The sequence below is a fragment of the Streptomyces sp. NPDC088706 genome, assembly GCF_044752765.1.
GTDB lineage: Bacteria > Actinomycetota > Actinomycetes > Streptomycetales > Streptomycetaceae > Streptomyces.
This window is the reverse complement of the sequence record NZ_JBIVLW010000003.1, coordinates 54,584-70,693: the sequence shown is the minus strand read 5'-3', so window position 1 is coordinate 70,693 and position 16,110 is coordinate 54,584. Positions and strand designations below refer to the sequence as shown.

Here is a 16,110-nt window from a genome sequence, read left to right as displayed (position 1 = left end):
CCGCGGACCCGGTGCGAAGGACGGGCAGGGCGAACGGCACAGCACGGTGAGGCGCCTACGTTCTCATTCGCCGGACAGGCGGGCAGGCCTTGGCCTAAGCTGCTCTCAACTGTCACAGCAGTCCGGTTCCGTATCAACCCCCCTGCAGTCCCATGCACCTCTTCTGGTCATTCTTCTCCCGGCCGACGCACAGCTGATTCGCCCACGCGGCGCTCCCGAAATCGCCCCGTGTGTCAGGGAACGTCCGCTGCCATTCGGGTGTGCTGTCCCGTTTTCGCGGGCTTGGTCCCGCATGTCTTCCCCTCACTCCCCTGGGTGATCTGCCGCATACGCATAGTCCGTTCGGACCATTCAAGATTGGGCCCGAAGGGGGTGTTGTGCTGTCCCCACCTTCCGTAACGTCCTCAACTGGCAGCGGTGAATATGCCGCTACCGCCGTGGGGGAGCCTCGATTCGGGAGAGGACGGCGCCGGCATGGGCTGGGTAACCGACTGGAGTGCGCAGGCAGCCTGCCGCACTACCGATCCGGATGAACTGTTCGTACAAGGGGCAGCGCAGAACAGGGCCAAGGCGGTGTGCACCGGATGCCCGGTGCGGACCGAGTGCCTGGCCGACGCGCTGGACAATCGCGTCGAGTTCGGCGTGTGGGGCGGAATGACGGAGCGGGAGCGCCGTGCACTGCTGCGCCGCCGGCCCACCGTCACGTCCTGGCGCCGCCTGCTGGAGACCGCGCGCAGTGAGTACGAGCGGTCCACCGGCATCCTGCCCGCGGTGATCGGGCTGGAGGACGACGAACTGCACGAGACGTACGCCGCCGTGGGCTAGGGCGCTCCGACAGGCGTTGCGGAACAGCGCTGCGGGAGGCGGCCTACGCCGCTCCGGCCGGAGCCGGGGCGGAACCGGTCGCCAGGCGGTCGCCGATGGCCCGCAGGCCGTCCAGGTCGTGCACATCGCCGGGCAGTGCGGCCACCGCGGTCACCGGAACCTCGGGGTGCAGCTCGGTGAAGCGGTCGCGGGTGTGCTGTTCGCGGGCGACGACCTGCATGCGCTCGGCGTGCAGACGCAGCAGACCTGCCGTCAGTCCGTCGATGTCGATGTCGACAGCGGCTTGGGCGGTGTCAGGGGTGCCGTCCGTCGCGTTCCGTGTGTGCGGCTCGTGCGTGTCCTCGTGATCGCGGTCCTTGGCGTCCTTGCGCGTGGTCTTGTACTGGATGTCGTGCTGGGTCTCGTGCGGGTCCTCGTGCTCGGGGGAGAGCGACGGCGCGGCGGCCTCGGGGTCGGTGACGACCGGTTCGGGGGCCTCCCGGTCACCAAGGCCAGCCTTCCCGGCCGTCTGATCCACAATGCGGGCGTCGTCAAGATTTTCTGCGGCGGCAAGCGCCTCCTCGGCGGAGAGCCGGGAAGCCTCGCTGCCGTGCGCCCGGTTGAGAACCAGACCGGCCAACGGCATGTCCTCCGCCGCCAGCCGCTCCACGAAGTAGGCCGCCTCGCGCAGTGCGTCCCGCTCCGGGGTCGCCACCACGAGGAACGCCGTACCGGGGGCCTGGAGCAGCTTGTACGTGGCGTCCGCGCGGCTGCGGAAGCCGCCGAACATGGTGTCCATCGCGGCGACGAACGTCTGCACGTCCCGCAGGAACTGGCCGCCGAGCAGCTTGCCCAGCGTCCCGGTCATCATCGACATACCGACATTGAGGAACTTCATCCCGGCCCGGCCGCCCACCTTCGCCGGCGCCATCAGCAGCCGGATGAACTTCCCGTCCAGGAACGAGCCGAGCCGTTTCGGCGCGTCCAGGAAGTCCAGCGCGGAGCGCGAGGGCGGGGTGTCGACGACGATCAGGTCCCAGTCGTCGCGCGCCCGCAGCTGCCCGAGCTTCTCCATCGCCATGTACTCCTGCGTACCGGCGAACCCGGCCGACAGGGACTGGTAGAAGGGGTTCTCCAGGATCGCGCGGGCCCTTTCGGCGTCCGCGTGCGCCTCCACGGTCTCGTCGAAGGTCCGCTTCATGTCGAGCATCATGGCGTGCAGTTCACCCTCGCCGCCGATGCCGTCGACCCGGCGCGGGACGTTGTCCAGCTGGTCGATGCCCATGGACTGCGCGAGCCGGCGGGCCGGGTCGATGGTGAGGACGACGACCTTCCGGCCGCGCTCGGCCGCCCGTACGCCGAGGGCGGCGGCGGTCGTGGTCTTGCCGACACCGCCGGAGCCGCAGCAGACGATGATCCGGATGGCGGGGTCGTCGAGCAGCGCGTCGGTGTCCAGCCCGGGACGCTCCCGCGCGTCCGGATCCGGCCCCCGGCGCGTGTCCTGTCGCGCCGTCCCCGCCGTGGTCCGTGTCATGAATCCGCCTCTTCCCCTACGCCCTGCTTACGGAGCTCCGTGGCCAGGTCGTTCAGCGCGGCGAGGTCCACCCCGTCGCCGGCCAGCGGGAGCTCGGCCGTCGGCAGGCCGAGTCCGGCCAGTACGGCGCGCTGCTCGCGCTCCAGGCCGACGCGCTGGGCGTGTTCGGCGGCCTGTTCGATCAGGGGTCGTACGAGCGCGGCGGAACCGGTCACTCCGGCGCGGGTCAGCGTCTTGGCGATCTCCTTGCGCCGGCCGGTCGCGGCGGTGCGCAGGGTCTCCTCGTCGACCAGGTGCGGGCGCACCATGTTCACGATGACGTGGCCCACGGGGAGGTCGGCGGCGCGCAGTTCCGCGATCCCGTCTGCGGTCTCCTGGACCGGCATCTCCTCCAGGAGGGTCACCAGGTGGACCGCGGTCTGCGGGGACTTCAGAACCCGCATCACGGCCTGGGCCTGGTTGTGTATCGGGCCGATCCTGGCGAGCCCCGCGACCTCGTCGTTGACGTTGAGGAAGCGCGTGATGCGGCCGGTCGGCGGGGCGTCCATGATCACGTAGTCGTAGACGAACCGGCCCCGCTTGTCCTTGCGGCGGACGGCCTCGCACGCCTTACCGGTCAGCAGGACGTCCCGGACCCCGGGCGCGATGGTGGTGGCGAAGTCGATCGCGCCGAGCTTCTTGAGCGCCCGGCCCGCGCCGCCGAGCTTGTAGAACATCTGGAGGTAGTCGAGGAGTGCCTGCTCGGCGTCGATCGCCAGCGCGTGCACCTCACCGCCGCCGGGCGCGACGGCGATCCTGCGCTCCTCATAGGGAAGCGCCTCGGAACCGAAGAGCTGGGCGATGCCCTGTCTGCCCTCGACCTCGACGAGGAGGGTGCGCCTGCCCTCGGCCGCGAGGGCGAGCGCGAGGGCGGCGGCGACCGTGGTCTTACCGGTACCGCCCTTGCCGCTGACGACCTGGAACCTGCTCACGTATTCGAGCCTAACCAGTCCGGCCCCGGGCTACGCACGGGACCGTACGTGCCAGGCGTTACAGTCGGGCCCATGACCAAGTGGGAATACGCGACCGTGCCCCTTCTCGTGCACGCGACCAAGCAGATTCTGGACACCTGGGGCGAGGACGGCTGGGAGCTCGTCCAGGTCGTTCCCGGCCCGAACAACCCCGAGCAGCTCGTGGCCTACCTGAAGCGGGAGAAGGGCTAGTGGCGGGCGCTGTCGAGGCTCAGCTCGCCGAGCTCGGCCTGACCCTGCCCGCCGTCGTGCCGCCGCTGGCCTCGTACCAGCCGGCTGTGCAGTCCGGGGTGTACGTGTACACCTCGGGCCAGCTGCCGATGGTGGACGGCAAGCTCGCCGTCACCGGCAAGGTCGGCGCGGAGGTGACGCCGGACGAGGCGAAGGAGCTCGCCAAGACCTGCGCGCTCAACGCCCTGGCCGCCGTCAAGTCGGTCGCCGGTGACCTGGACCGGATCAAGCGCGTGGTGAAGGTCGTGGGCTTCGTCGCCTCCGCGTCCGACTTCACCGGCCAGCCCGCCGTGATCAACGGTGCGAGCGAGCTGCTGGGCGCGGTCCTGGGCGACAAGGGTGTGCACGCACGCAGCGCCGTGGGTGTCGCCGTGCTGCCACTGGACGCCCCGGTCGAGGTCGAGGTCCAGGTCGAGCTCGTCGACGCCTGAGCCGTACGCCTGAGCCGTATGCCCAATCTCTGTGCCCGGCCGGCGCGCCCGATCCGTACGCCTGAGCCGTACGCCTGATCAGTGCGGTCGCGCCGCGCCGTACGAAGCCCTTATCGACGTTCCTTTCCGATCCCGTCCGGTCCCGCGACCGGGCGGGATCGCGTGTGTACGGGGGCACGCGTGTGTGTACGGGGCATGTCGGGTCCCGTGCTGATCACCGGGTCCCTCGAACATCGGCGCGGTTCCGGATAGCCTCCGGCCATGTCCCAAGGTCAGTGGTACCCCCCGGAATGGCCCGACCGGATCCGGGCCCTCGCCGCCGGTGAGCTGACGGCCGTGGCACCCCGGCGGGCCGCCACCGTGATGCTGGTCCGCGATCCGGGAGCGGAGGGCGGCGCCGGCGGTCCTGTCGTGCACATGTTGCGCCGACGGACGTCCATGGCGTTCGCCGGCGGCGCGTACGCCTATCCGGGTGGCGGAGTCGATCCGCGCGACGACGACCGGCTGATCGGGTGGGCCGGGCCCTCCCTGGAGCACTGGGCCGCCCGGCTCGGCGTGACGACGGCCACCGAGGCGCAGGCCATCGTCTGCGCGGCGGTGCGCGAGACGTTCGAGGAGGCGGGCGTCCTGCTCGCCGGTCCGACCGCCGGGACGGTGGTCAGCGATACGACCGGGGCCGGGTGGGAGGCCGACCGCGAGGCGCTGGTCGCCCGCGACCTGTCCTTCGCGGAGTTCCTGGACCGGCGCGGGCTGCTGCTGCGCTCGGACCTGCTCGGCGCCTGGGCCCGCTGGATCACCCCGGAGTTCGAACCGAGGCGGTACGACACCTGGTTCTTCGTCGCCGCACTCCCCGAAGGGCAGCGCACCCGTGCCGTCTCCACCGAGGCGGACCGTACGGTGTGGATCGCCCCGGCCGAGGCGGCCCGCCGCTACGACCTGGGTGAGCTGCTGATGATGCCGCCCACCGTGTCGACGCTGCGGGCCCTGACGCCGTTCAGGACGGCCGCAGAGGCGCTCGGGGCAGCGGACGTCCAGGACATGACTCCCGTACTCGCGCAGGCCCGTCTGGAGGGGGATGAACTGGTGCTGAGCTGGCCGGGACACGACGAGTTCACCAAGCACGTACCCACGGAGCACACCCGGCACGTGCCCACCGCGGGCGAGAGCGGCGGTGCGGCATGAGCGACGCAGCCGCCCTCCCGGGACAGCCGCGCGGAGTCGTGGCCTCCGGGCCCGCGACCGCCCGCACGGTCAACGTCCTCGCGCCGAACCCGTCCGCGATGACGCTCGACGGCACGAACACCTGGATCGTCGCCGAGCCCGGCTCCGACCTGGCGGTCGTCATCGACCCCGGCCCGCTCGACGACGGACACCTGGGGGCCGTGATCGACGCGGTGGAGCGCTCCGGGCGGCGCGTGGCCCTCACCCTGCTCACGCACGGCCACCCCGACCACGCGGAGGGCGCGGGGCGGTTCGCCGAGCTGACGCGGACGAAGGTGCGGGCCCTGGACCCGGCGCTGCGGCTGGGGGACGAGGGCCTCGGGGCGGGTGATGTGATCACCACCGGCGGCCTGGAACTGCGCGTGGTCCCGACGCCGGGCCACACCGCCGACTCGCTCTCGTTCCATCTGCCCGCCGACCGGGCGGTGCTGACGGGCGACACGATCCTCGGCCGCGGTACGACGGTGGTCGCGCACCCGGACGGGCGGCTCGGCGACTACCTGGACTCGCTCCGGCGGCTGCGCTCGCTGACGGTGGACGACGGCGTGCACACGGTGCTGCCGGGCCACGGGCCGGTCCTGGAGGACGCGCAGGGGGTCGTGGAGTTCTACCTGGCCCACCGTGCGCACCGGCTGGCCCAGGTCGAGACGGCGGTGGAGGCGGGACACCGTACGCCGTCGGAGGTGGTGGCCCGGGTCTACGCCGACGTGGACCGCTCCCTGTGGCCGGCCGCCGAGCTGTCGGTACGGGCCCAGCTGGAGTACCTCGCCGGGCACGGACTCATCCAGGAGGTGTCCGACCACCTCTAGGGCCGCGTGAACGGACCAGGGCGTCGCGTGAACGCTTGAGGGCGCCCCGGGAACGCATGAGGAGCCGCCTGAACCCTTGAGGCGCCGCGTGAACGCTTGAGGCGCCGCGTGAACGTAAAGGCCGTAAGGGCGTAACGGCGTAACGGCCCTGCGGCGACCGGAGTACGTCCGGTCGCCGCGGAGCCCGTCGCGCACTCAGCTCACATCACCGGGTCAGCGCGAGCGCTTCGCCAGCCGCTCCACGTCCAGCAGGATGACCGCGCGGGCCTCCAGCCGCAGCCAGCCACGGCCCGCGAAGTCGGCGAGGGCCTTGTTGACCGTCTCACGGGAGGCGCCGACCAGCTGGGCCAGCTCCTCCTGCGTGAGGTCGTGGACGACGTGGATGCCTTCCTCCGACTGGACGCCGAAGCGGCGCGACAGGTCCAGCAGGGCACGGGCGACGCGGCCCGGCACATCGGAGAAGACCAGGTCGGACATCTGGTCGTTGGTCTTGCGCAAGCGCCGGGCGACCGCGCGCAGCAGCGCGGTGGCGACCTCGGGGCGGGCGTTGAGCCAGGGCTGCAGGTCGCCGTGGCCGAGGCCGAGGAGCTTCACCTCGGTCAGCGCGGAGGCGGTCGCCGTACGCGGGCCGGGGTCGAAGAGCGAGAGCTCGCCGATCAGCTCGCCGGGGCCGAGCACGGCCAGCATGTTCTCGCGCCCGTCGGGCGAAGTGCGGTGAAGCTTCACCTTGCCCTCGGTGACCACGTACAGGCGGTCACCCTGGTCGCCCTCGTGGAAAAGCGCGTCGCCGCGCGCGAGGGTCACCTCACTCATCGAGGCGCGGAGCTCCGCGGCCTGCTCGTCATCGAGCGCCGCGAAAAGCGGGGCGCGCCGCAGAACGTCGTCCACGAGTTCTCTCCTTGTCGGCCTGTTCAGGGAACCGTGGTCCCCATCATGCCGGACGGTAAAACAGTGCGATCAATCACAAACCAGTTTGACGCACCGGCGCGCCGGTCCCTATGGCAGGGGGCCGATCGGGGGTGGATACGCGGTGACCGGGGCGGTTGTCAGTGGCTGGCTCTAGGCTGGCCGGGTGTCCAGAATGCCGGGGAGTACACGGGCCGAGAGGGCTGATGGGGTGTCGGGGAAGCACGATTCCGCTGTGGGCGAACACTCCCCGAACAGCCCGGAGAGTGCCGCGAATGGCTCCTCCGGAGGGCCGGGGAAGCCGGTCCGGAAGTCGGCCAGGAGGTCCGCAGTGACATCGTCAGAGTCCGGAACGACACCCAAGGCGTCCACGCCCAGGAAGGGCCTGAAGGCCCCCAAGGTGCCCAAGGCCGAGTCGCGTCTGGCGCTGGTCCGCCGCGCCCGCCGGATCAACCGGGAGCTCGCCGAGGTCTATCCGTACGCCCACCCGGAGCTGGATTTCCGCAACCCCTTCGAGCTGCTCGTCGCCACGGTCCTCTCCGCCCAGACCACCGACCTGAGGGTCAACCAGACCACCCCCGCGCTCTTCGCCGCCTACCCGACGCCCGAGGACATGGCGGCGGCCGTCCCGGAGGAGATGGAGGAGCTGATCCGGCCGACCGGCTTCTTCCGGGCCAAGACCAAGTCCCTTCTCGGCCTCTCCGCCGCCCTGAGGGACGAATTCGGCGGTGAGGTCCCCGGGCGGCTGGACGACCTGGTCAAGCTGCCCGGCGTCGGCCGCAAGACCGCCAACGTCGTGCTGGGCAACGCCTTCGGTGTCCCCGGCATCACCGTGGACACGCACTTCGGCCGCCTGGTCCGGCGCTGGAAATGGACGGACGAGGAGGACCCGGTCAAGGTCGAGGCGGTGATCGCCGACATCTTCCCCAGGAGCGAGTGGACGATGCTCTCGCACCGGGTGATCTTCCACGGCCGCCGGATCTGCCACGCCCGCAAACCCGCCTGCGGCGCCTGCCCCATCGCCCCGCTCTGTCCTTCGTACGGTGAGGGCGAGACCGACCCGGAGAAGGCCAGGAAGCTCCTGAAGTACGAGATGGGCGGGTACCCGGGCCAGCGGCTCAGTCCGCCCGCCGACTTCCCGGGCAAGCCGGCTCCCGCGCTGGGAGCCGCATGAGGGTGCGCTCTGCCGTGCACCCCACCGAAGGACGACAGCCCTCCCGAGAACGGCGAAATGGCTCGGAACGAAATGGCCGACGACAGGCGTTGTGAAACAAGGGGGGTGCCGATGACGCATACGCACACACACGCAGACACCCGAGCGGCCGTCACCCGTGCGGCGACCAGCCGTGCGGCGGTCGACGTGACCACGGCGGGCCTGCCCGCCTGGCTCGACCCCGTGGTCCAGGCCGCGCGCAGCGTCCGGCCGCACCAGCTCAGCCGCTTCCTGCCCCCCGAGAGCGGGGCGGGCCGGCAGTCCGCCGTCCTGATCCTCTTCGGCGAGGGACCGCGCGGTCCCGAGCTGCTGCTGATGGAGCGCGCCGGCACCCTGCGCTCACATCCCGGGCAGCCCTCCTTCCCCGGCGGCTCCCTCGACCCCGAGGACGGCGACCAGGCCACCACGGGGCCGCTGCGGGCCGCGCTGCGCGAGGCCGAGGAGGAGACCGGTCTCGATCCCCGGGGGGTCCAGCTCTTCGGCGTACTGCCCCGGCTGTACATCCCCGTCAGCAGCTTCGTCGTCACACCCGTCCTCGGCTGGTGGCGTGCGCCCAGCCCGGTCGGCGTGGTCGATCCGGCCGAGACGGCACGGGTCTTCACCGTCCCCGTGGCGGATCTCACGGACCCGGCCAACCGGGCCACGGCCGTACATCCGAGCGGGCACAGCGGTCCGGCGTTCCTGGTCGAATCGGCGCTGGTCTGGGGGTTCACGGCCGGCGTGATCGACCGAATCCTGCACTACGCCGGCTGGGAACGCCCGTGGGACCGGGCGAGACAGGTGCCGCTCGACTGGCGCGCATGACACGCTGGCTGTCCTGCTGCGCTGTACCGGGCGGGCCCGGACCCCGTCACCCCCGACGGGCCAGGTGACGAAACTGCGAGGCTATAGACGGTGAACGTGCTGGACATCCTGCTGCTGCTCGCCGCCGTATGGTTCGCGGTCATCGGCTATCGACAGGGTTTCGTCGTCGGCATCCTGTCGGTGATCGGCTTCCTCGGCGGCGGTCTCATCGCCGTCTACCTCCTGCCGATCATCTGGGACCGGGCGACCGAGGGGGCCGAGGTATCCACCGCGACCGCCATCGGTGCGGTCGTCATCGTGATCATCTGCGCGTCGATCGGCCAGGCGTTCACCACCCACCTGGGCAACAAGCTCCGCCGGTACATCACGTGGTCGCCCGCCCGCGCGTTGGACGCCACCGGCGGCGCCCTGGTCAACGTGGTGGCCATGCTGCTGGTCGCCTGGCTGATCGCGCTGCCGCTGGCCCGCACCTCGCTGCCGACCCTCGGCAAGGAGGTCCGCGACTCCTCGGTCCTGCTCGGGATCTCCCGGGTGATGCCCCAACAGGCGCCGCCCTGGTTCCGGGACTTCTCCTCCGTCCTCGCGCAGAACGGCTTCCCGCAGGTCTTCAGCCCCTTCGACAACGAGCCGATCACCGAGGTCAAGCCCCCGGACCCGGCACTGGTGGGCAGCCCGGTCGCAGCCCGCGCCAAGAAGTCGATCGTCAAGGTCGTCGGTACGGCCCCGAGCTGCGGCAAGGTCCTCGAAGGCACCGGCTTCGTCTTCTCCGACCGCCGTGTGATGACCAACGCCCACGTCGTCGGCGGAGTCGAGGAGCCGACCGTCCAGATCGGCGGCGAGGGCCGGCTGTACGACGCCAAGGTCGTCCTCTACGACTGGCAGCGTGACATCGCGGTCCTGGACGTCCCCGACCTCCGGGCCAAGCCCCTGGAGTTCACCGACGCGAACGACGACGCGGAGAGCGGCGACAGCGCGATCGTCGCGGGCTTCCCGGAGAACGGCGCCTACGACGTGCGCTCCGCCCGGGTCCGCGCCCGTATCGACGCCAACGGCCCCGACATCTACCAGCGCGGCACCGTCCTGCGCGACGTCTACTCCCTCTATGCGACCGTGCGCCAGGGCAACTCGGGCGGCCCGCTGCTCACTCCGGACGGAAAGGTGTACGGAGTGGTGTTCGCCAAGTCGCTCGATGACCCGGACACGGGCTACGCGCTGACGGTCGACGAGATCAGCGAGGACATCGAGATCGGCCGCACGGCCAACCAGCAGGTGGACAGCCAGGGCTGCGCCCTCTGAACCCCGCCCTGGTGGGTGGAGCGGCGGAGGGAGGATCAGCTCTGGAGGTACCGGCTACGGAGGTATCAGCTGTGGAGGGATCGCTGCGGAGGATCGGCCTCGAAGGGTCAGCCGCGGGGGTGGCGCAGCCGCGCCGAGACCCAGCGGGCCCGGCGGCGGAGGATGCGCGGAATCCCGAGCCGGTGATGATGAAGGTCCTGCACACCGTGCACCCGGCCCAGGGGGCCGCCCCCCTCATGAGTGCTCGCACCCGCTGTCGCGGTGAAGCGGCGGTTGCGTGCTTCGTCAGTGAAGTCGTGCGTCCAGCCCATACCCCGACGTCTGCCCGTCACCCAAGGTCGGTAATCGTGCGCGAGTCAGCCAATTGGTCTATGCGGCAGGCACATGGCTGTTCGTCGGACAGGTGTGCGCCTGACGGGCGCGTGGCTACCGGTCGGGCTCAGGATCCTTGAGCCAGTTGATGAGTTCGGTGGAGAAGGCGATCGGGTCCTCCTCGTGGGGGAAGTGACCGAGACCGTCGAAAAGTCGCCACCGGTAGGGCGCTTCGACGTACTCCCCGGACCCCGCCGAACTCCGGGTGCGGACTGCCGGATCGAGCGATCCGTGCAGGTGCAGTGTCGGCACCCGGACGGGCCGCTTCATCCGCCGGTTGAACTGGACCCCGTCCGGACGCGCCATCGAACGGACCATCCAGCGGTACGGCTCGATCGAGCAGTGCGCCGTCGAGGGGATGCCCATGGCCCGCCGGTAGACGGCCAGGGTCTCCTCGTCGGGGAAGTCCGGGGTCCGGGGCCCGGCCCAGTCCGTGACCAGCCGGCCCACCAGCGCCGCGTCGTCCGCGACGAGCTGACGCTCCGGCAGCCAGGGACGCTGGAAACCCCAGATGTACGAGCCGGCCCGCGACTGTGCGACGTCGGAGAGCATCGAGGAGCGCCAGCGGCGGGGGTGAGGCATGGACGAGACGGCGAGCCGGCGCACCAGCTTGGGGCGCATCACGGCGGCCGTCCAGGCGAGGTAGCCGCCCAGATCGTGGCCGACCAGGGCCGCGTCCGGCTCACCGAGGGAACGGATCACCCCGGTGACGTCGAGCGCCAGGTTGGCGGGGTCGTAACCGCGCGGGGTGCGGTCGCTGCCGCCCACCCCGCGCAGGTCCATCGCGACAGCCCGGAAGCCCGCCTCGGCGAGCGCGGGCAGCTGGTGGCGCCAGGTCCACCAGAACTGCGGGAACCCGTGGAGGAGGAGGACCAGTGGCCCCTCGCCCATCTCCGCGATGTGGAACCGCGCACCGTTGGCCGCCACGTCGCGGTGGGTCCAGGGGCCGTCGAGCCGTACGGGGCCTCCGGTGCCGGCCGAGCTCGCCGAGCCCGCCGGACCGAATGCGCTGGAATCGGGAACCGTCATGTGGACGAGCGTGCCACAGCGGCGGCCTTGTCCTTACCGGGGAGGCTCTCGACGCCGGTACCCGCCGCGAGGCTGGAGCCGGAGCGCTTGAGGATCGCGTCGGCCTCGATGGCCGGGCGGGGGTGCGGCTTCGCGTTCTGCAGGACGGAGGCGGTCCGCTTGGCGGAAGCGATGGACTTCTCCGGCGGCTTGATCTTCTTGAACTTACGCCAGCCGATCAGCCCGATGAGGGCGGCCAGAAGGATGAACGCGCCCGCCACGATCAGGAACGACCACGCCAGGCCCAGGCCCAGGTTGTGGATCCCGTACGCGGCCGCGAAGCTCAGCATCGGCATCGTGAACAGCAGCAGCACACCCGCGGTGGCGAAGGCCGCGCTACCGATCGCCCCGCGCTTGACGTCCTGGCGCACCTCCGCCTTCGCCAGGGCGATCTCGTCGTGCACCAGCGCGGACATCTCGGCCGTCGCCGCGGCGACCAGCTGCCCGATGCTGCGGTCCGCGCTGCCCACATAGTTGCCGGGGTCGCTCATCCCTGACTCCCTCTCCGTCTTCGACACGTCCGATGTCAGATCATGCCGGACCGTCCGGCTTGTTGCGCGCTGCCCCCGCCCGTTCGGCGCGACGGCGGTGCTCGGCCGCCTTTGCCTCATGAATCGCGGCCATCCGCAGGTGGTACCCCGGATCGTCCTCTTCATAGACGTCGGGCACCCCGGAACCGTCCTCGTCCCGCTCCTCGGCCTCGTACAGCTCCCGGTATCTCCGTACCCGGAGTTTCAGCAGTACACCGGAGAGTACGGCCGCGATCAGGGACCCGAGCAGTACGGCGGCCTTGATCTCGTTGACCGTGTCCGCGTCACCCGCGAAGGACAACTCGCCGATGAGCAGCGAGACGGTGAACCCGATGCCGGCGAGCGAGGCGAGGGCGAAGACATCCGCCCAGGCCAGGTCCTTGTTCAGTTCCGCCTTGGTGAAGCGGGCGGCGAGGTAGGTACCGGCGAAGATTCCGGCGGTCTTGCCGACGACGAGCCCGAGGACCACGCCGAGGGTCTCGGGCCGGGTGACGACGCCCGCCAGCGCCCCGCCCTTGAGGGAGACCCCGGCGGAGAAGAGGGCGAACAGCGGAACGGCGACGCCGGCGGAGAGCGGCCGGACCAGGTGCTCGATGTGCTCACCAGGGGAGTGCGCCTCGCCCTCGCGCCGGGTGCAGCGCAGCATCAGCCCCATGGCGACACCGGCGATGGTGGCGTGGACACCGCTGTTGTACATCAGGCCCCAGATGACCAGGGCGAGCGGTACGTAGACGTACCAGCCCCGGACGCCGAAGCGGAGCAGCAGATGGAAGAACGCCAGGCCGAGGGCGGCCGCGCCGAGCGCCAGGAAGGCGAGGTCCTCGGTGAAGAACACCGCGATGATCAGGATGGCGAAGAGGTCGTCGACGACGGCGAGTGTGAGCAGGAAGGCCCGCAGGGCGGAAGGCAGCGAGGTGCCGATCACCGCGAGGACGGCGAGCGCGAAGGCGATGTCGGTGGCCGTGGGCACGGCCCAGCCGGCCAGGGAACCGCCGCCCACGACATTGGTGAGCGTGTAGACGAGCGCGGGCACCGCCATGCCGCACAGGGCCGCCACGATCGGGAGGGCGGCGGCCCGGGGGTCGCGGAGCTGGCCCGCGACCAGTTCCCGCTTGAGTTCGGCGCCGACGACGAAGAAGAAGACCGCCAGGAGCCCGTCCGCCGCCCAGTGCGCCACGGAGAGGTCCAGGCCGAGGGAGGCGGGGCCGAAGTGGAAGCCGCTGACGTCCGCGTACGAGCCGCCGAAGGTGTTCGCCCAGATCAGGGCGGTGACGGCGGCGGCCAGCAGGAGCACGCCGCCGACGGTTTCGGTGCGGAGCGCGTCCGCCACGTAGGTGCGCTCGGGGAGGGAGAGCCTGCCGAGCAGGGTGCGCCCGGGCGGTGTGGGGGTGGGCGGGGCAGGGGTGGGTGGGGCCACGAGGGGGAACCTCCGGGTGGGGATCGGCATGATGCCATGGCTGATGACCGTGCCGACCAGACTTCCCGGCGCCCCTGTGAAGTTTTTTCGAGCCACTACGGCGGTGTCGTGCCGCTCCGGCGTCACCGGCGGCACGTCCTTCACTGTACGGGAGCGCCGATGGGCATCCGGCGCGTCGCCGGATGCCCATCGGAGCCGTACAGAAAGCTTTTCTCAGTCCTCGGAGGAGGAGGACGGCAGCTGGGTGGTGATCAGGTCCATCACCGAGGAGTCGGTGAGCGTGGTGACATCGCCCAGCTCGCGGTTCTCCGCGACATCGCGCAGCAGGCGTCGCATGATCTTGCCGGACCGGGTCTTGGGCAGCTCGGCCACCGGCAGCACCCGCTTGGGTTTGGCGATCGGGCCGAGCGTCGCCCCGACGTGGTTGCGCAGCTCCGCGACGAGCTCGTCGGAGGTGGTCGCGCTGGAGCGCAGGATCACGAACGCGACGATGGCCTGGCCGGTCGTCTCGTCGTTCGCCCCGACCACGGCCGCCTCGGCGACCGCCGGGTGGGAGACGAGAGCCGACTCGACCTCGGTGGTGGAGATGTTGTGACCCGACACGAGCATGACGTCGTCGACCCGGCCGAGCAGCCAGACATCGCCGTCCTGGTCCTTCTTCGCACCGTCGCCCGCGAAGTACTTGCCTGCGAAACGCGACCAGTAGGTGTCGAGGAACCGCTGGTCGTCGCCCCAGATGGTGCGGAGCATGGAGGGCCACGGCTCGGTGAGGACGAGGTAGCCGCCCCCGCCGTCGGGCACCTCGTTCGCCTCGTCGTCCACGACGGTGGCGGCGATGCCCGGCAAGGCGCGCTGGGCGCTTCCCGGCTTGGTCTCGGTCACGCCCGGCAGCGGCGAGATCATCATCGCGCCGGTCTCGGTCTGCCACCAGGTGTCCACGATCGGGCACTTGTCGGCGCCGATGTTCTTGCGGTACCACATCCACGCCTCGGGGTTGATCGGCTCACCGACCGAACCGAGGACCCGGAGGCTGCTCAAATCGAACTTGGCGGGGATGTCGTCGCCCCACTTCATGAACGTACGGATCGCGGTCGGCGCGGTGTAGAGGATCGTGACGCCGTACTTCTGGACGATCTCCCAGAAGCGGCCCTGGTGCGGGGTGTCGGGAGTGCCCTCGTACATGACCTGGGTCGCGCCGTTGGCCAGCGGGCCGTAGACGATGTACGAGTGCCCGGTCACCCAGCCGACGTCGGCCGTGCACCAGTAGACGTCGCTCGCAGGCTTGAGGTCGAAGACCGCGTGGTGGGTGTAGGCCGCTTGGGTGAGGTAGCCGCCGGAGGTGTGCAGGATGCCCTTCGGCTTCCCGGTGGTGCCCGAGGTGTAGAGGATGAAGAGCGGCTGCTCGGCCTCGAAGGCCTCGGGGGTGTGCTCGGCGGACTGCCGGGCGGTGATCTCGTGCCACCAGACGTCGCGGCCCTCGGTCCAGGCGGTGTCCTGACCGGTGCGGCGGACCACGAGGACGTGCTCGACGCTCTGGATACGGGAGACGGCGTCGTCGACCGCGGGCTTGAGCGCGGAGGGCTTGCCCCGGCGGTAGCCGCCGTCGGCCGTGATGACGACTTTGGCGTCCGCGTCCTGGATACGGGTGGCGATGGCGTCGGCGGAGAAGCCGCCGAAGACCACCGAGTGCGTGGCGCCGATGCGGGCGCAGGCCAGCATCGCTACGGCGGCCTCGGGGATCATCGGCAGATAGACGGCGACCCGGTCGCCCTTGCCGACGCCCAGTTCGGTCAGCGCGTTGGCGGCGCGGGAGACCTCGTCCTTCAGCTCCGCGTAGGTGATGGCGCGGCTGTCGCCGGGCTCGCCCTCGAAGTGGATGGCGACCCGGTCGCCGTTGCCCGCCTCGACATGGCGGTCCACGCAGTTGTACGCGACGTTCAGCTTGCCGTCCGCGAACCATTTGGCGAAGGGCGGGTTGCTCCAGTCGAGGGTCTCGGTCGGCTCGGTGGCCCACGTCAGGCGGCGGGCCTGCTCGGCCCAGAAGCCCAGCCGGTCCGCCTCGGCCTGCTCGTACGCCTCTGCGGTGACGTTGGCGTTGGCGGCCAGCTCGGCAGGCGGAGCGAACTTCCGCTCTTCCCGAAGCAGGTTGGCCAGGCTCTCGTTGCTCACGACTTCTCCCAGTCCCAGGGTGTCCGTTGTGTCCCGGGGCATAGCTCATCAGGCGCGGGGCCGGGTGATAAGTGTCTGCCGGGAATTGGTTTAGACCTGTGTCTTCGTATATGGAAGCATGATCCCGCTCCGCTGGTCAGGACGGCTCCACGGCGCGTGGCGCAAAGTCGCCCTGCCGTTCGACGCTGTCCCGTAAGGCTCTTTTTCCCGCTGTCGGACTTCCAGCCGTCAGGCTGCCCACCGTCAGGCTGCCCACCGTCAGGTTTCCTGCCGTACGGCGCGGGCGGGTCATCAG

At 70.7% G+C, this 16,110-nt stretch carries 16 protein-coding genes; 8 read left to right on the top strand and 8 right to left on the bottom strand.

Features of this window, described 5'->3' with window-relative positions; translation table 11 throughout:
- Positions 1 to 474: 474 nt before the first annotated feature.
- The gene (locus ACIQAK_RS09795; RefSeq protein ID WP_015609457.1) at positions 475 to 825 is read left to right on the top strand and encodes a WhiB family transcriptional regulator; all 351 of its coding nucleotides are present in this window, start codon (positions 475 to 477) and stop codon (positions 823 to 825) included.
- 43 nt (positions 826 to 868) lie between these two features.
- Here ACIQAK_RS09795 and ACIQAK_RS09790 read toward each other — a convergent pair whose 3' ends face one another.
- Positions 869 to 2,338 carry an ArsA family ATPase gene (locus tag ACIQAK_RS09790; protein WP_366388919.1) on the bottom strand — a complete coding sequence of 490 codons (1,470 nt, stop codon included), beginning with the start codon at positions 2,336 to 2,338 and terminating at the stop codon, positions 869 to 871.
- Complete coding sequence (locus ACIQAK_RS09785; protein WP_366388920.1) at positions 2,335 to 3,309, bottom strand: ArsA-related P-loop ATPase; 975 nt, start codon at positions 3,307 to 3,309, stop codon at positions 2,335 to 2,337. Before ACIQAK_RS09785 ends, ACIQAK_RS09790 begins: the two co-directional genes overlap by 4 nt.
- Before the next feature lie 72 nt (positions 3,310 to 3,381).
- Between ACIQAK_RS09785 and ACIQAK_RS09780 the strand changes: the two genes are divergently transcribed.
- The 4 genes from ACIQAK_RS09780 to ACIQAK_RS09765 all read left to right on the top strand — a co-directional run bounded on the left by ACIQAK_RS09780 (position 3,382) and on the right by ACIQAK_RS09765 (position 6,040).
- Positions 3,382 to 3,540, top strand: coding sequence for a DUF4177 domain-containing protein (locus ACIQAK_RS09780; protein WP_019888269.1), 159 nt, complete (start codon positions 3,382 to 3,384; stop codon positions 3,538 to 3,540).
- Positions 3,540 to 4,010, top strand: a complete 471-nt coding sequence (locus ACIQAK_RS09775) for a RidA family protein (protein WP_018514204.1) — start codon at positions 3,540 to 3,542, stop codon at positions 4,008 to 4,010. Before ACIQAK_RS09780 ends, ACIQAK_RS09775 begins: the two co-directional genes overlap by 1 nt.
- 261 nt (positions 4,011 to 4,271) lie before the next feature.
- The gene (locus ACIQAK_RS09770; protein ID WP_366388921.1) at positions 4,272 to 5,192 is read left to right on the top strand and encodes an NUDIX hydrolase; all 921 of its coding nucleotides are present in this window, start codon (positions 4,272 to 4,274) and stop codon (positions 5,190 to 5,192) included.
- Complete coding sequence (locus tag ACIQAK_RS09765; protein ID WP_366388922.1) at positions 5,189 to 6,040, top strand: MBL fold metallo-hydrolase; 852 nt, start codon at positions 5,189 to 5,191, stop codon at positions 6,038 to 6,040. Before ACIQAK_RS09770 ends, ACIQAK_RS09765 begins: the two co-directional genes overlap by 4 nt.
- A gap of 213 nt (positions 6,041 to 6,253) precedes the next feature.
- On the opposite strand, the gene ACIQAK_RS09760 is transcribed toward ACIQAK_RS09765, so the two are convergent.
- Positions 6,254 to 6,928 (bottom strand): Crp/Fnr family transcriptional regulator, encoded by a 675-nt coding sequence (locus ACIQAK_RS09760; RefSeq protein WP_003967450.1) that lies wholly within the window; start codon positions 6,926 to 6,928, stop codon positions 6,254 to 6,256.
- Positions 6,929 to 7,277: 349 nt separating this feature from the next.
- Here ACIQAK_RS09760 and nth point away from each other — a divergent pair, with 349 nt between their 5' ends.
- From nth to ACIQAK_RS09745, 3 genes are all read left to right on the top strand, one after another.
- Complete coding sequence (gene nth, locus ACIQAK_RS09755) at positions 7,278 to 8,120, top strand: endonuclease III (protein WP_366388923.1); 843 nt, start codon at positions 7,278 to 7,280, stop codon at positions 8,118 to 8,120.
- 111 nt (positions 8,121 to 8,231) lie between these two features.
- The gene (locus ACIQAK_RS09750; protein WP_366388924.1) at positions 8,232 to 8,963 is read left to right on the top strand and encodes a CoA pyrophosphatase; all 732 of its coding nucleotides are present in this window, start codon (positions 8,232 to 8,234) and stop codon (positions 8,961 to 8,963) included.
- Between the two features lie 90 nt (positions 8,964 to 9,053).
- The gene (locus ACIQAK_RS09745; RefSeq protein ID WP_366388925.1) at positions 9,054 to 10,259 is read left to right on the top strand and encodes a MarP family serine protease; all 1,206 of its coding nucleotides are present in this window, start codon (positions 9,054 to 9,056) and stop codon (positions 10,257 to 10,259) included.
- 107 nt (positions 10,260 to 10,366) lie between these two features.
- Here ACIQAK_RS09745 and ACIQAK_RS09740 read toward each other — a convergent pair whose 3' ends face one another.
- From ACIQAK_RS09740 to acs, 5 genes are all read right to left on the bottom strand, one after another.
- The gene (locus tag ACIQAK_RS09740; protein ID WP_366388980.1) at positions 10,367 to 10,570 is read right to left on the bottom strand and encodes a hypothetical protein; all 204 of its coding nucleotides are present in this window, start codon (positions 10,568 to 10,570) and stop codon (positions 10,367 to 10,369) included.
- 115 nt (positions 10,571 to 10,685) lie between these two features.
- A complete protein-coding gene (locus ACIQAK_RS09735; RefSeq protein WP_366388926.1) occupies positions 10,686 to 11,660 on the bottom strand; it encodes an alpha/beta hydrolase in 975 nt (324 codons plus the stop codon).
- On the bottom strand, positions 11,657 to 12,190 hold the full coding sequence (locus ACIQAK_RS09730) for a phage holin family protein (protein ID WP_366388927.1): 534 nt from the start codon (positions 12,188 to 12,190) through the stop codon (positions 11,657 to 11,659). The genes ACIQAK_RS09735 and ACIQAK_RS09730 overlap by 4 nt, the downstream gene beginning before the upstream one ends.
- A 40-nt stretch (positions 12,191 to 12,230) precedes the next feature.
- Positions 12,231 to 13,676, bottom strand: coding sequence for a Na+/H+ antiporter NhaA (gene nhaA / locus ACIQAK_RS09725; RefSeq protein WP_401847876.1), 1,446 nt, complete (start codon positions 13,674 to 13,676; stop codon positions 12,231 to 12,233).
- Between the two features lie 183 nt (positions 13,677 to 13,859).
- Entirely contained in the window at positions 13,860 to 15,857 is a 1,998-nt protein-coding gene (gene acs, locus ACIQAK_RS09720; RefSeq protein ID WP_366388929.1) for an acetate--CoA ligase, read from the bottom strand.
- Between the last annotated feature and the right edge of the window lie 253 nt (positions 15,858 to 16,110).

Coding starts and splice junctions, on each gene's coding strand:
- acs (WP_366388929.1), bottom strand. CDS start 15,857: ATGCCCCGGGACACAACGGACACCCTGGGACTGGGAGAAGTCGTGAGC.
- ACIQAK_RS09765 (WP_366388922.1), top strand. CDS start 5,189: ATGAGCGACGCAGCCGCCCTCCCGGGACAGCCGCGCGGAGTCGTGGCC.
- ACIQAK_RS09735 (WP_366388926.1), bottom strand. CDS start 11,660: ATGACGGTTCCCGATTCCAGCGCATTCGGTCCGGCGGGCTCGGCGAGC.
- ACIQAK_RS09750 (WP_366388924.1), top strand. CDS start 8,232: ATGACGCATACGCACACACACGCAGACACCCGAGCGGCCGTCACCCGT.
- nhaA (WP_401847876.1), bottom strand. CDS start 13,676: ATGCCGATCCCCACCCGGAGGTTCCCCCTCGTGGCCCCACCCACCCCT.
- ACIQAK_RS09770 (WP_366388921.1), top strand. CDS start 4,272: ATGTCCCAAGGTCAGTGGTACCCCCCGGAATGGCCCGACCGGATCCGG.
- ACIQAK_RS09730 (WP_366388927.1), bottom strand. CDS start 12,190: ATGAGCGACCCCGGCAACTATGTGGGCAGCGCGGACCGCAGCATCGGG.
- ACIQAK_RS09740 (WP_366388980.1), bottom strand. CDS start 10,570: ATGGGCTGGACGCACGACTTCACTGACGAAGCACGCAACCGCCGCTTC.
- ACIQAK_RS09790 (WP_366388919.1), bottom strand. CDS start 2,338: ATGACACGGACCACGGCGGGGACGGCGCGACAGGACACGCGCCGGGGG.
- ACIQAK_RS09780 (WP_019888269.1), top strand. CDS start 3,382: ATGACCAAGTGGGAATACGCGACCGTGCCCCTTCTCGTGCACGCGACC.
- ACIQAK_RS09795 (WP_015609457.1), top strand. CDS start 475: ATGGGCTGGGTAACCGACTGGAGTGCGCAGGCAGCCTGCCGCACTACC.